Consider the following 13,549-nt stretch of genomic DNA (forward strand, 5'->3'; position numbering starts at 1 on the left):
GGCGCTCACCCTGAATGGAATTCTTGAAAGACCGAATGATGACGTCCATGAACACGCGCTGGTGCACCTCGCTGATGCGGCTTTTTCTCGCCGGCGGACTGCTCGTGGCCAGCCTGCACGCGGCCTTCGCGGCCAGTTCGGTGCAACTGCTCGAACAGTGGCTGCAGCAGACGCGGGGCGGCAGCGCCCAGTTCACACAGACCGTGAGCAATCCCAAAGGCCCGGCGCAGGCGCCGGCTTCCGGGCGGTTCGCGTTCGAACGTCCCGATCGGTTTCGCTGGGACTACACCCAGCCCTATGCCCAGGTCATCGTCAGCGACGGCAGGCAGCTCTGGACGTATGACCACGACCTCGACCAGGTGACGATCACCCCGGTCACACAGGCGTTCAAGGGCACGCCGGCCGCGATCTTCGCCGGAACCGACCTGACCCGGCTGTTCACCCTGCAGGCCCAGCCCGATGCGGGCGGTCTGCAATGGGTGCAGGCCACGCCCAAGGCCAAGGACAGCAATTTCGACTGGATCCGCATCGGACTGCGCAACACGACCCAGGGCCCGGAAGTCGCCGAGCTTCAGTTGCGCGATGCCTTCGGCCAGATTTCCACCCTGCGCTTTACCGCCATCCAGCGCAACCCGACCTTCGCGCCCGGCAGTTTCCGCTTCACCCCGCCCAAGGGGGCTTCGGTCATCAGCCAGCCATGAGCAGCAGCCCTGGGCTGTTCGACGACGCGGAACTGCCCGCGCCCGTCCGCCCGCCTTCAGCGTCTAAGCTTGCACCCGCCGCCAATGCGCCACTGGCCGAACGCCTGCGCCCGCATCATCTGGACGAAGTGGTGGGCCAGCGCCACTTGCTCGGGCCCGGCAAGCCGCTGCGCGTGGCGTTTGAAACCCGGCGGTTGCACTCCATGTTGTTCTGGGGGCCGCCGGGCGTGGGCAAGACCACGCTGGCGCGCTTGATGGCCGACGCCTTCGACGCTGATTTCCTGCCCCTTTCGGCTGTGCTCGCCGGGGTGAAGGACATCCGCGATGCCGTCGCCCAGGCGCAGGCCGCGCTGCAGCGGGAGCGCTCGACCATCGTGTTCGTCGACGAGGTGCACCGCTTCAACAAGAGCCAGCAGGACGCCTTTCTGCCGCATGTCGAATCGGGCCTGTTCACCTTCATCGGTGCGACCACCGAGAACCCGTCGTTCGAGGTCAACAGCGCCCTGCTGTCGCGCGCCGTGGTGTATGTGCTCGAACCGCTGGACGCCGACGATCTGCGCTTGCTGATGCAGCGCGCGCTGGCGGGCAGTGCGGTCCAGAGCATCGAGGTCGCGGCGCAGGAAAGGCTCATTCGGCATGCCGACGGCGATGCCCGGAGGCTACTGGGGGCGCTCGAACTGGCGCTGCAGGCCGCAGTGCGCGCCGAGCAATCACTGCTCACCGCCGAACTGCTGGAACAAACCCTGGGCGCAACCCTGTTGCGCTTCGACAAGGGGGGCGAGCAGACCTATGACCTGATCTCGGCGCTGCACAAATCGGTGCGCGGGTCGGATGTCGACGCCTCGCTCTACTGGTTCGCGCGCATGCTCGAAGGCGGCGCCGATCCCCGCTATCTGGCCCGACGGCTGATCCGCATGGCGGTGGAAGACATCGGTCTGGCCGACCCCAAGGCGCTCACCCTGGCGTTGGAGGCCGCTCAGACCTACGAGCGCCTGGGCAGTCCGGAGGGCGAGCTGGCGCTGGCCGAGGTGGTGGTCTATCTGGCCGTCACCCCCAAGTCGAACGCGGTTTACAAGGCCTACAACGCCGCACGCGCGTTTGCACGCGAGCACGGCACGCAGCCGGTGCCGCTGCGCCTGCGCAACGCGCCCACCCGGTTGATGAAAAATCTGGGTTATGGTCGGGACTATCGCTATGCCCACGACGAGCCCGATGCTTTTGCCGCGGGGGAAAGCTATTTTCCCGACGACATGGCGCCGCCGCGCTTCTATCAGCCCACCTCGCGCGGGGTGGAAGAGCGCATCGCCCGGCGCCTGCACGATCTGGCCGAGCGCAATACCCAGGGCAGTGTGGTGTCGCCTTCTCGTTCGGATGACGACAAAGGGGCGGTTGACTAAACCCATCTCAAACCGCGGGTTGACCCGGTGCAGGGTGGCCCGAGGCAGGCGGTTATCATCGCGCCAGCCAAAAAACAGGGGGTCAGGATAGCCCGGCCTCCAGACATACCCATGAAGCCTGTTCACCCCCACCCGGCAGCGCCATGCCCGGGTGCCGCTGCGCCCAAGAGACGCACCGTCCCTTGCGCGCGCGGCGGCGTTTCCATTTCCCGCAAAAGCCAGGACGCACTCAACCCGTGCGGCAGCTCCGGCACGCGCTTTGCTTATCAAACCGCTTCATTTGTTTCACCTCGGCCGCTCCACAAGAGTCCGGCCGTCACTCACTAGCCATCCGCTCGTCAGGAGATCACAGGTATGGATATTTTTCTTCAACAGATCGTCAACGGTCTGGTCTTGGGCAGCATGTATGCCCTGATCGCTCTCGGTTACACCATGGTGTACGGCATCGTCAACCTCATCAATTTTGCGCATGGGGACGTGATGATGGTCGGGGCGCTCACGGCCTACAGTGTGTTCAAGCTGCTCGATCATGTCGCGCCGCATATGCCGGGCTGGCTCGTGTTGGTCATCGCTTTGGTCATCGCCATGCTGGCCACCGGAGTGCTCAATTACTTCATCGAGCGCATTGCCTACCGGCCCTTGCGCAATGCGCCCAAGCTGGCGCCGCTGATCACGGCCATCGGCATGTCCATCCTGCTCGAAACGCTGGCCATGATCATCTGGGGGCGCGATTACAAGGTATTCCCATCCGGGCTGCTGCCGAGCAATGTGATCGATGTCGGCGGTATCGTCATCACGCCGGTGCAGATCATGATTCTGGTGGTCACCGCCGTGCTGCTGGCGGGGCTGACCTGGCTGATCAACCACACCAAGCTGGGCCGGGCGATGCGCGCTACGGCGGAAAACCCGCGTGTGGCCTCGCTCATGGGGGTGAATCCCAACTTCGTTATCTCCTCGGCCTTCGTGATCGGCGCCATGCTCGCGGCCATTGCCGGGATGATGTGGTTTGCCAACTTCGCCACGGCCAACTTCTACATGGGCTTCACGCCGGGTTTGAAGGCGTTTACCGCGGCGGTGCTGGGCGGCATCGGCAATCTTTCGGGGGCCATGCTGGGCGGCATTCTGCTGGGGCTGATCGAGGTGCTGGGCGCGGGCTATATCGGCACGCTGACCGGCGGGGTGTTCGGCAGCAACTACCAGGACATCTTTGCCTTCATCGTGCTGATTCTGGTGCTGACCCTGCGCCCGCAAGGCCTGCTGGGTGAGCGCGTGGCCGATCGCGCCTGAGGAGACCGAACATGAACCAACAAAAGAACTGGATGTGGGTCGTCGCGGGCGCCGCCGCACTCATCGCACTGCCGATGGTGCTGCAGATCGCGGGCGACGCCTGGGTGCGGATCGCGGCGTTCGCCATGCTCTACATCATGCTGGCGCTGGGGCTGAACATCGTGGTCGGCCTGGCTGGGCTGCTCGATCTGGGCTATATCGCGTTCTATGCGGTGGGGGCGTATCTGTACGCGCTGCTGTCGTCCAACCAGCTCACGAGCAATTTCGATGCGCTGGGGGCAATGTTTCCCAACGGTTTCGATGTGTCGATCTGGCTGGTCGTTCCGATGGCCGCGGCGCTTGCGGCCGGAGCGGGCATCGCCCTGGGTACGCCGGTGCTCAGGCTGCGCGGCGACTATCTGGCCATCGTGACGCTGGGCTTCGGCGAGATCATCCGCATTTTCATGAACAACCTGAATGCGCCGGTGAACATCACCAACGGGCCGCAGGGCATTTCGGGGATTCACGGTATCCGGTTGTTCGGCTGGGATCTGAACCACAACATCGACCTTGGCAATCTCACCATTTCGTCGGTGGCGCAGTATTACTACCTGTTCCTGCTGCTGGTGGTGGGCGTGGTGATTCTGAGCTACCGCCTGCAGGACTCGCGCATCGGCCGCGCCTGGATGGCGATGCGCGAAGATGAAATCGCCGCCAAGGCCATGGGCATCAACACCCGCAACATGAAGCTGCTGGCGTTTTCGATGGGGGCGACTTTCGGGGGCGTGGCTGGGGTGATGTTCTCGGCTTTCCAGGGCTTTGTGTCGCCCGAGTCGTTCTCGTTGCTGGAGTCCATCATCGTGCTGGCCATGGTGGTGATCGGCGGCATGGGGCACATTCCCGGGGTCATCCTCGGTGCGGTGCTGCTGTCGGTGCTGCCTGAAGCGCTGCGCTATATGGGTTTCATCTCCGACTGGCAGCAGCATGCCTTCGGCCATGTGTATGTCGACAGCGGCATTCTGCGTCAGCTCATCTACGCCCTGGCCATGATCATCATCATGATCATGCGGCCCAAGGGCCTGTGGCCGGCGCCCGAGCATGGCAAGAGCTTCAGCAAGCTGCCCACTCCGCTGCAGGAAGGAGGCAAGGCATGAGCGAGACTTCAGTTTTGCGCGTGAGCGGCGCATCAAAACGCTTTGGCGGCCTGCAGGCCCTGAGCGATGTCGGCATCCAGATCGATCATGGCCAGATCTATGGCTTGATCGGCCCCAACGGGGCGGGAAAGACCACGTTCTTCAATGTCATCACCGGGCTGTATCCGCCGGATTCGGGCGATTTCATCCTGGCGGGCAAGCCTTACAAACCGGCCGCGGTGCATCAGGTGGCGCGCGAGGGCATTGCGCGCACGTTCCAGAACATCCGCCTGTTCCCGGACATGACGGCGCTGGAAAACGTGATGGTGGGGCGCCACGTGCGCACCAACAGCGCGCTCATCGGCGCGGTGTTTCGCACCCGGCATTTCCGCGAAGAGGAGCAGTCCATCCGTGACCGCGCCCGCGAGCTGCTGGCCTATGTGGGCATCGAGCGGTATGCCGATTTTCGCGCGCGCACGCTGTCGTATGGCGACCAGCGCCGTCTGGAAATCGCCCGCGCCCTGGCGACCGATCCGCAGTTGCTGGCGCTCGACGAGCCCGCCGCCGGAATGAACGCCACGGAAAAGCTGCAGTTGCGCGAACTGCTCAGCGCGATCCAGAAGGACGGCCGCACCATTCTCATCATCGAACACGATGTGAAGCTGGTCATGGGTCTGTGCGACCGCGTGACCGTGCTCGATTACGGCAAGATCATCGCCGAGGGCGTGCCCGCCGAAGTGCAGAAGAATCCGAAAGTCATCGAAGCCTATCTGGGCGCAGGGGAGCACTGAGCATGTCCGAAACCGTACTCAAAATCACCGGCCTGCGCGTCTCTTACGGCGGCATCCAGGCGGTCAAGGGGGTTGACCTCGAAGTGCGCAAGGGCGAACTGGTCAGCCTCATCGGCGCCAATGGCGCGGGCAAGACCACTACCCTCAAGGCCATCACCGGACTGCAGCCCATCACCGACGGCGAAGTGCACTATGCGGGCCGCACCATCAATGGTCAGGGCGCCTACGAGCTGGTACGTCAGGGCCTGTGCATGGTGCCGGAGGGGCGCGGGGTGTTCACCCGCATGACCATCCAGGAAAACCTGCAGATGGGCGCCTACACCCGCAACGACAAGGAGATCGACAGCGACATCGACAAGGTCTACGGCATCTTCCCGCGCCTCAAGGAGCGCCGCGACCAGCTCGCCGGCACCATGTCGGGCGGGGAGCAGCAGATGCTGGCGATGGGCCGGGCGCTGATGAGCCGTCCGCAGGTGCTGTTGCTCGACGAGCCGTCGATGGGGCTGTCGCCCATCATGGTGGACAAGATTTTCGAAGTGGTCGAAGACATTTCCAGGCAGGGTGTGACCATATTGCTGGTGGAGCAAAATGCCAAGCGCGCGCTCGGTCTGGCCGATCGCGGTTACGTCATGGACTCGGGTCAGGTCACCATGACCGGCCCGGCCGACGAATTGCTGCACGACCCGCGCGTGCGGGCGGCTTATCTGGGGGAATGAGCGTGGGCGAATGAGCGCTTCGCCGATCAAAAAGGGCCTGAAAAAACAGGCCCTTTTCCTTTTTGATGGTGCGCCCGATTTCAGGCCTTTGCTCCCGCCTTGTCGGCCTCGGTGGTGAAGGCGTCGGCGAAAAAGGCGTCTTCTGGAAGCCTGCACTGGCTGGTGAAATCGCGCTGCGCGGCCTCGACCATGACCGGGGCGCCGCAGGCGTAGACCGCATGACCGGACAGGTCGGGCCAGTCGGCCATCACCGCCTGATGGACCAAGCCGGTGCGCCCGCTCCAGTCGGCGTCCGCTTCGGAGAGCACGGGAATGAAGCGCAGACGCGGCATGGCCGCGCATTGCCGCACCGCCCAGTCGTACAGGTAAAGGTCTTGCTGCTTGCGACCGCCCCAGTACAGCGTGACCTCGCGCGAGTCGGCGTTGGCCTGCATTTGTTCGAGCATGGCCTTGATCGGTGCGAAACCCGTGCCGGAGGCGAGAAAGATGATCGGCTTGTTCTGCGGGTCGTCGCGCAGGAAAAAGCTGCCGAACGGCCCCTCGATGCGTTGGATCTCCTTCTCTTTCATGGCAGTGAACACATGATCGGTGAACTTGCCGCCCGGCATATGGCGCAGATGCAACTCGATCTGCGGCGCTTCGCTCGGTGCGTTGGCCATGGAGTAGCTGCGCCGCGTGCCACCTGGTAGCAGGAACTGGATGTATTGCCCCGCTCGCCAGCGCAGCGGATCGGCTGCAGGTAGTTGCAGCATGACCCGCACCACATCGGGGGCGAGGTGTTCGATGCGGCTGACCCGGGCCGGCATTTTTTTTACTGCAAACTCGCCCGCGCCGACCACTTCATGGCTTTCGATCACGACATCGCTGAGCGCCTTGGCGCGGCAGGCGAGAATGAAGCCCTGCGCGCGCTCGGCTTCGCTCAGCGCCTTGAGTTGGTGCACACCCAGCTCGATCTCGCCCTGGAGCAGCTTGCATTTGCATGCACCGCAGACGCCGTCCTGACAGCCGTAGGGCAGGCCGACCGATTGGCGAATCGCGGCTGCGAGCAGGGTTTCATCGCCCTCGGCGGTGTATTGATGGCCGCTGGGCTCAACGGTGACTTGATGACTCATGAGAGAACAAGGATGAGGTGGAAACTGTGAACGATCATTCTGGGCGCGGCCGACCCCGGCTGCTCATCGTGGGCTGTGGCGACATCGGCCTGCGGGTGGCGGCCCTGGCGCGCGGACGCTACCGCCTGCTGGCGCTGACTTCCTCGCCCCAGCGATTGGAGAGCTTGCGCGCCGCAGGCATCGTGCCCATCGTCGGTCATCTCGACCAGCCCGAAACCCTGTGGCGTCTCGCCCAGCTTGCCCCCCAGCGGGTGCTGATGCTGGCCCCGCCGGGCGACACGTTTGGCGCGCGCGATCTGCGCAGTCGCCACCTGATTTCCAGACTGAAACAGTCGGGCATCTTATCTGGCTCCGGGAAAAAAACCTTGCGCGTGGTCTATGCCAGCACGACAGGGGTGTATGGCGATTGCCAGGGCGAGCAGGCGCCCGAGACGCGCCCATGCCAACCCGAAACCGAGCGCGCACAGCGCCGCTGCGATGCCGAGCGCCAGTGGAGACGCGCGGGCGTGCAGCACCGCTGGCGCGTGGGTGTGCTGCGCATCCCCGGTATTTACGACGGCGGGGCGCGTTCTCCCCGCGCGCGGCTGGAGTGCGGCCTGCCGGTGCTGACGCCCGCTGAGGACGTTTATACCAACCACATTCACGCCGATGATCTGGCGCGGCTGTGCCTGCTGGCGCTGGAGCGCGCCTTGCCGGGGCGGGTTTACAACGTCTGCGACGACAGCACGCTGCGCATGGGAGACTACTTCGATCTCGCCGCCGATCTGTATGGGTTGCCGCGCCCCCCGCGCGTGCCCCGCGCCGAGGCGCAGGCGGCGGGCTTGAGCCCGATGATGCTCAGTTTCATGCGCGAGTCCAGACGGCTGGACAACACGCGCATGAAAGCCGAGCTCGGCGCCCGCCTGCGCTACCCCGATGTGGCGCTGGGGCTGCGCGCTGGGCAAGCTCGATAGATCAATGCGTCTGCTGGCTGTTTTCCGGCAGTTGCAGCGTGGGCAGGGGGCGCACGGTTTCCACCAAGATCAGCGGGCCGTCGTCGAGCCTGGGCGCGGGCTTGCGTTCACGCGGCACATGAATGGGCGCGGGTTGCGCGGCCAATTCTTGCTGCACGCGGCGGATGGCTTCGGCGTTGGACTGCACCCATTGCAGTCCGGCGGCCTGCACCGTGGACTGCAGGGCTTCGACCGGCAGCACATAGGCGGCAGTCTCCAGAACCGCCGCGGTTTGGACTGCGGGTGTCGCCCCAGCGGCTTTTTCGACCGCTTCGACGATCAGAAATGAGGATGCAGCCGCCGCGGGTTCGGGCTCGGCTGCGACGAGCGGCGCTTCTTCGGGTGAAGGAGCGGCGGAAGCAACGACGGGCGCGGGAAGATCGGTCGGCGCTTCGGGCGCGGGAACCGGCGGTGTTCGCTCTTCCAGCGCGGGCGCAGCGGAGGTTTCCACGGCGCCCAGTGCCAGCGGGGCAGCCAGCGAGCCGAAACTGCGGCCCGTCGTTTCGCCTGCGTCGGTATCGGCAACGGCCTCGGTCGGTTCGACGCTCGGACTACCGTTTTCGTCGACGGCGGCGCCTTCGCGGCGTCCCCCACGGCGGCCACGACCGCGACGATTGCGCGATTTGCGCTCAGTCTGCGCTTCGTTGCCCGCGCCTTCGGTCAGCATCGGAGCGGCTTGGGCATCGCCGTCGGCCACGGCCTGGGTTTCGACGGCCTGAGCGCCGATCCGTTCGGCTTCAGGTGCGGCCTCGACAGGCTCGCGACGCGGACGGCGGCTGCTGCCTCGCCCGTTTGTTGATGCACGTTCGGCGGTATCCGTGACCCCTTCTTCGGCGGGTACCCGAATTTGATCGGCTGTGGCCTGCGTGCTTTCCTTGCGGGCTGCGGTTTCTTCCGGACTGCGCTCGCGTTTGGCGCGCTCGGTCTGGCCCCGTTGACCACGAGGCGTCCGGTTGCGTGGGTTGGCACCTTCTTCTGTCACAGGCTCGGCAGCATCGACGCTGCTGGCCGGGGTGCCTCGTTGCCGGTTTTCACCCTGGCTTTCGCGCTGGCGGTCACGGCCGCCGCGACGGCGGTTGCCGTTCTGGCCGGAAGCCGTGCGCGTTCCGCTGCCGCTTTGCCCTTGCGCCTTGGTCAGCGCGGGCGTGGCCGGTTGCGCGGCAACCGGGGCCTGTGTTGCGGTGGCTGCGGGTTGAGTTTCGGCAGAAAACAGACGCTTGACCCAGCCAAAGAAACCGCCACCAGCCGCGGCGCCCGCAGCAACCGGGGCCGTGCTTGTGGCGATGGCCGGGGCGGGTGCCGGGGCCGGCGTCTTGTCTGCGGCCGGGGCGGGCATCACCGGGGCCGGGCCTTCCGGAGTGATGCCGCGCACCAGGGCTTCCTGGCGCGGACGCGGCTCTTTTTCACGGCGGGTGATCGCGGTGTCTTCCTCGATTTCTTCGGCCATCTTGTAGCTGGTGGGCAGATTCTCGAGACGAGGATCGTCGTGCTTGAGGCGTTCGAGCTTGTAGTTGGGCGTGTCGAGGTGCTTGTTGGGGATCAGCAGTACCGACAGGCGCTGGCGCAGCTCGATCTTGGTGATCTCGGCGCGCTTCTCATTGAGCAGGAAGGAGGCGACTTCCACCGGCACCTGCACATGCACGGCAGCGGTGCCTTCCTTCATCGCCTCTTCCTGGATGATGCGCAGGATCTGCAGCGCGCTGGACTCGGTATCGCGTATATGGCCGGTGCCATTGCAGCGCGGGCAGGTGACGTAAGCGCCTTCCGACAGGGCGGGGCGCAGGCGCTGGCGCGAGAGTTCGAGCAGGCCGAACTTGGAGATCTTGCTCACCTGCACGCGGGCGCGGTCCTGGCGCAGCGCGTCGCGCAGGCGGTCTTCGACGGCGCGCTGGTTGCGCGGCTCTTCCATGTCGATGAAGTCGACGACGATCAGGCCGCCGAGGTCGCGCAGCCGCATCTGCCGCGCGATCTCGTCGGCGGCTTCGAGGTTGGTGCGTAGCGCCGTTTCTTCGATGGCGTTGCCGCGGGTGGAGCGCGCGGAGTTGACGTCCACCGCGACCAGCGCCTCGGTGTGGTCGATGACGATGGCCCCGCCCGCGGGCAGATTGACGGTGCGCGAATAGGCGGTCTCGATCTGCTGCTCGATCTGGAAACGCGAGAACAGCGGCAGATCATCCCGGTAGCGCTTGACGCGCTCGACCGTGTCGGGCATGACGTGCAGCATGAACTGCCGCGCCTGCTCGAACACGTCCTCGGTGTCGATCAGGATTTCGCCGATGTCGCTGGTGAAATAGTCGCGGATGGCGCGGATGACCAGCGACGATTCCTGGTAGATCAGGAAAGCGCCTTTCTGCGTTTCCGAGGCGTCGCGGATCGCGCTCCACAGCTTGAGCAGATAGTTCAAGTCCCACTGCAGCTCTTCCGCGCTGCGGCCGATGCCGGCGGTGCGCGCGATCAGGCTCATGCCTTCGGGGTGCTGGAGCTGGTCCATCACCTCGCGCAGTTCCTGACGGTCTTCGCCCTCGATGCGGCGGCTCACGCCGCCGCCGCGCGGGTTGTTGGGCATGAGCACCAGGTAGCGCCCGGCCAGCGAGATGATGGTGGTCAGCGCAGCGCCCTTGTTGCCGCGCTCTTCCTTTTCCACCTGCACCAGCATTTCCTGACCCTCGCGGATCACGTCCTGAATGCGGGCCTGCGACGGCGAAACACCCTCCTTGAAATACTGCCGCGAGATTTCCTTGAACGGCAGAAAGCCGTGGCGCTCTTCACCGTAGTCGACGAAGCAGGCTTCGAGCGAGGGCTCGACGCGAGTGACGACGGCCTTGTAGATATTGCCCTTGCGCTGTTCGCGCCCGGCCTGTTCGATATCGATGTCGAGCAGTTTCTGCCCATCGACGATGGCCACGCGCAATTCTTCCGACTGCGTGGCGTTGAACAACATGCGTTTCATTTCAAAGCTCCTGGCCGCATGGCGGCCGATACAAAGCAGGCGCTCAAGGCGCCCCCATGCGTTGACCTCCGGAGCCAAACCAGGTCGGGTTTGCCGCTGATGCGCAGCACGCCCGGCGGGCAGAATCAGACCGTGCTCATGCAAAAGCCTCCGCCCATCGGTCTGCCTCGGCGCGCGTCGTCTTTGCGAGGCCGGGCGTTTGGCCTCGGCGTGACGATGCGCCGGCTGTTGCAGCGCTCAGGCGCAACAGCGGGAGAGGAGAGGTTTCGCGGCAGGTGGGCACAAGCAGATTTCGCCAGCAACGAAAGCACGCAGCGCAGGGTCAGCGCTGAGAGGCGGTCGAGGGCGAAGAGTCGATTCAAGGGTTTCAGATCCGGGATGGCAAAGCCAGACGGTGGTCGCGGGCGACAAACGCATAGGCGCGACGGCATCATTCAGGCTTTGGGCCAACGCTCATTTCGATGAAGTCTGTCCGGGTTGCCCCGACGGGAATCGGTTGCGCGGCAAAACGGGGCCGAGTGAAGCTGAATCTAAAATGACAGCCTGGCCAAGGCAGATTCGTCGATTTCGAGACGGCCCGGATCGGGTGATGTACGCAACCCCGGCTGCAATCGCGATACGAAACAATTGCGACACGAAACAATCGCGGCACGAAAACCTGTCAGGAGGCAGACTGTCCATTCTTGGCACGTCGCGCCGATGCGGCTTGTCAACTGCACGCAACTTCGCGGAAATATTGCCAAAATTCGTTCTTCCAACTTCACGACTTCACGCCTGATTATATGCACACCGCGCCTTCCCCTCAGGTTCGACTCCTCCAGGTCGGTGACGCAGGTGAAGGGCAGCGGCTGGACAACTTTCTCGCACGTCACCTCAAGGGGGTGCCGCGCAGCCATATTCATCGCATCGTGCGCTCGGGCGAAGTCAGGGTCAACGGCGGCCGGGCCCGAGCCGAGCAGAAGCTGCAGTCCAGCGATCTGGTGCGGATTCCTCCGGTGCGCGTGGCGCAGCCGGATGCACCGCGCAGCGCCCCGGCGCTGCAGTTTCCCATCGTTTTCGAGGATGACCATCTGCTGGCGATCAACAAACCCGAAGGCGTGGCGGTACATGGCGGATCGGGGGTGAGCTTCGGGGTGATCGAGGCCCTGCGCGCGGCGCGGCCCACGGCGAAGTTCCTCGAACTGGTGCACCGGCTCGACCGCGATACTTCCGGCCTGCTGCTCATCGCCAAGAAGCGCAGCGCCCTGACGGCGCTGCACGCCGCGTTGCGCGAGCGCCATGCCGACAAACGCTACCTCGCGCTGGTCGCCGGGCTGTGGACACGTGGTGCGGTGATGATTGAGGCGCCGCTGCATAAATACCTGCTCGCTGGCGGTGAGCGGCGCGTGCGCGTGGACGCGCAGCAAGGGCAGGAGTCGCGCACCCAGTTTCGTCTTCAGGAACAGTTTGCGCTGCCCAACCTGGAGCCGTGGGGTGGGTTGAGCCTGATGCAGGCGCGGCTGCTGACTGGGCGCACCCATCAGATCCGCGTGCATCTGGCGCACTGCGGGCATCCCATCGTCGGCGACGACAAATACGGGGATGACAGCCTCAACGCCCTGCTGGCGCGGGGTCAGGCGGGCGTGCCGCCCTTGCGGCGCATGTTTTTGCACGCCGAGTCGCTGGCGATTGCGCATCCTGCGAGCGGCGAGCGGCTGGAACTGCGCGCGCCCCTGCCTGAGAACTGCGTGCAGTGGCTTCATCGTTTGCGGGCACAATGCGCGCAGTCCTGAACCACTGAATTTCCGCTCGCACCATGCATCGACAGAACTATGACCTGATTGTGTTCGACTGGGACGGCACGCTGATGGATTCCACAGCGGCCATCACCGGGGCGATCCAGCAGGCTTGCCAAGACCTGGGGCTGACCGTTCCCAGTCGCGAGGCGGCGTCCTACGTCATCGGCCTCGGGCTGGAAGACGCCCTGCGGCATGCCGCGCCCGATTTGCCGCCTTCCGACTATCCCAAGCTGGCTGCGGCCTATCGCAAGCACTATTTCGCACTGGACGGTGAGTTGGTGCTGTTCGACGGGGCGCTGGATTTGCTGCATGAACTCAAATCGGCCGGTTACAACCTGGCGGTGGCCACCGGAAAGTCGCGTATCGGACTGGCACGGGCGATGGACCGGCCCGAGCTGCGCGGCCTGTTCGACGCCACCCGCACCGCGGATGAGACCTTTTCCAAGCCGCACCCGGCCATGCTGCTTGAGATCATGGCCGAACTCGCCAGCCCGCCACAGCGCACCGTGATGGTGGGTGACACCACGCACGATCTGCAAATGGCGCTCAATGCGCAGTGCGATGCCATCGGTGTGAGCTACGGCGCACACGACGCGGCCCGGCTCGAAACGCTGTCCCCAGCCGGGCTGGTGCATTCTGTCGCGGAATTGCAGGGCTTTCTCACCCAGCACGGGTGATCGGGGTTCCGGCGATTCGAGCAGCGCCGGAACCCC

The 13,549-nt window shown here is 64.9% G+C and carries 11 protein-coding genes; 9 read left to right on the forward strand and 2 right to left on the reverse strand.

Annotated features, from left to right (window positions below; translation table 11 throughout):
- Positions 1-47: 47 nt before the first annotated feature.
- The 6 genes from lolA (at position 48) to RBR52_RS03875 (ending at position 6,004) form a co-directional block, all read left to right on the forward strand.
- Positions 48-701 carry an outer membrane lipoprotein chaperone LolA gene (lolA, locus tag RBR52_RS03850; RefSeq protein WP_320375873.1) on the forward strand — a complete coding sequence of 218 codons (654 nt, stop codon included), beginning with the start codon at positions 48-50 and terminating at the stop codon, positions 699-701.
- On the forward strand, positions 698-2,098 hold the full coding sequence (locus RBR52_RS03855) for a replication-associated recombination protein A (RefSeq protein WP_320375875.1): 1,401 nt from the start codon (positions 698-700) through the stop codon (positions 2,096-2,098). The genes lolA and RBR52_RS03855 overlap by 4 nt, the downstream gene beginning before the upstream one ends.
- A 354-nt stretch (positions 2,099-2,452) precedes the next feature.
- Positions 2,453-3,385, forward strand: coding sequence for a branched-chain amino acid ABC transporter permease (locus RBR52_RS03860; RefSeq protein WP_320375876.1), 933 nt, complete (start codon positions 2,453-2,455; stop codon positions 3,383-3,385).
- An 11-nt stretch (positions 3,386-3,396) separates the two neighbouring features.
- The gene (locus RBR52_RS03865; RefSeq protein ID WP_320375877.1) at positions 3,397-4,518 is read left to right on the forward strand and encodes an ABC transporter permease subunit; all 1,122 of its coding nucleotides are present in this window, start codon (positions 3,397-3,399) and stop codon (positions 4,516-4,518) included.
- Entirely contained in the window at positions 4,515-5,288 is a 774-nt protein-coding gene (locus RBR52_RS03870; protein WP_320375878.1) for an ABC transporter ATP-binding protein, read from the forward strand. The genes RBR52_RS03865 and RBR52_RS03870 overlap by 4 nt, the downstream gene beginning before the upstream one ends.
- Positions 5,289-5,290: 2 nt before the next feature.
- Entirely contained in the window at positions 5,291-6,004 is a 714-nt protein-coding gene (locus tag RBR52_RS03875; protein ID WP_320375879.1) for an ABC transporter ATP-binding protein, read from the forward strand.
- A gap of 80 nt (positions 6,005-6,084) precedes the next feature.
- Here RBR52_RS03875 and RBR52_RS03880 read toward each other — a convergent pair whose 3' ends face one another.
- Positions 6,085-7,116, reverse strand: a complete 1,032-nt coding sequence (locus RBR52_RS03880; RefSeq protein WP_320375880.1) for a CDP-6-deoxy-delta-3,4-glucoseen reductase — start codon at positions 7,114-7,116, stop codon at positions 6,085-6,087.
- Positions 7,117-7,142: 26 nt separating this feature from the next.
- Here RBR52_RS03880 and RBR52_RS03885 point away from each other — a divergent pair, with 26 nt between their 5' ends.
- Positions 7,143-8,069 (forward strand): SDR family oxidoreductase, encoded by a 927-nt coding sequence (locus tag RBR52_RS03885; RefSeq protein ID WP_320375881.1) that lies wholly within the window; start codon positions 7,143-7,145, stop codon positions 8,067-8,069.
- A gap of 1 nt (position 8,070) precedes the next feature.
- Here the strand turns inward: RBR52_RS03885 and RBR52_RS03890 are convergent, their stop codons facing one another.
- Entirely contained in the window at positions 8,071-11,058 is a 2,988-nt protein-coding gene (locus RBR52_RS03890; RefSeq protein ID WP_320375882.1) for an Rne/Rng family ribonuclease, read from the reverse strand.
- Positions 11,059-11,840: 782 nt separating this feature from the next.
- Between RBR52_RS03890 and RBR52_RS03895 the strand changes: the two genes are divergently transcribed.
- Positions 11,841-12,830: an RluA family pseudouridine synthase gene (locus RBR52_RS03895; RefSeq protein WP_320375883.1), complete on the forward strand. Its 990-nt coding sequence runs from the start codon at positions 11,841-11,843 to the stop codon at positions 12,828-12,830.
- Between the two features lie 23 nt (positions 12,831-12,853).
- Positions 12,854-13,513 (forward strand): HAD-IA family hydrolase, encoded by a 660-nt coding sequence (locus tag RBR52_RS03900; protein ID WP_320375884.1) that lies wholly within the window; start codon positions 12,854-12,856, stop codon positions 13,511-13,513.
- Positions 13,514-13,549: the final 36 nt, after the last annotated feature.

Source organism: Thiomonas sp. (assembly GCF_034007205.1).
Lineage (GTDB): Bacteria > Pseudomonadota > Gammaproteobacteria > Burkholderiales > Burkholderiaceae_C > Thiomonas.

Coding starts and splice junctions, on each gene's coding strand:
- RBR52_RS03870 (WP_320375878.1), top strand. CDS start 4,515: ATGAGCGAGACTTCAGTTTTGCGCGTGAGCGGCGCATCAAAACGCTTT.
- RBR52_RS03890 (WP_320375882.1), bottom strand. CDS start 11,058: ATGAAACGCATGTTGTTCAACGCCACGCAGTCGGAAGAATTGCGCGTG.
- RBR52_RS03860 (WP_320375876.1), top strand. CDS start 2,453: ATGGATATTTTTCTTCAACAGATCGTCAACGGTCTGGTCTTGGGCAGC.
- lolA (WP_320375873.1), top strand. CDS start 48: ATGAACACGCGCTGGTGCACCTCGCTGATGCGGCTTTTTCTCGCCGGC.
- RBR52_RS03895 (WP_320375883.1), top strand. CDS start 11,841: ATGCACACCGCGCCTTCCCCTCAGGTTCGACTCCTCCAGGTCGGTGAC.
- RBR52_RS03875 (WP_320375879.1), top strand. CDS start 5,291: ATGTCCGAAACCGTACTCAAAATCACCGGCCTGCGCGTCTCTTACGGC.
- RBR52_RS03865 (WP_320375877.1), top strand. CDS start 3,397: ATGAACCAACAAAAGAACTGGATGTGGGTCGTCGCGGGCGCCGCCGCA.
- RBR52_RS03880 (WP_320375880.1), bottom strand. CDS start 7,116: ATGAGTCATCAAGTCACCGTTGAGCCCAGCGGCCATCAATACACCGCC.
- RBR52_RS03855 (WP_320375875.1), top strand. CDS start 698: ATGAGCAGCAGCCCTGGGCTGTTCGACGACGCGGAACTGCCCGCGCCC.
- RBR52_RS03900 (WP_320375884.1), top strand. CDS start 12,854: ATGCATCGACAGAACTATGACCTGATTGTGTTCGACTGGGACGGCACG.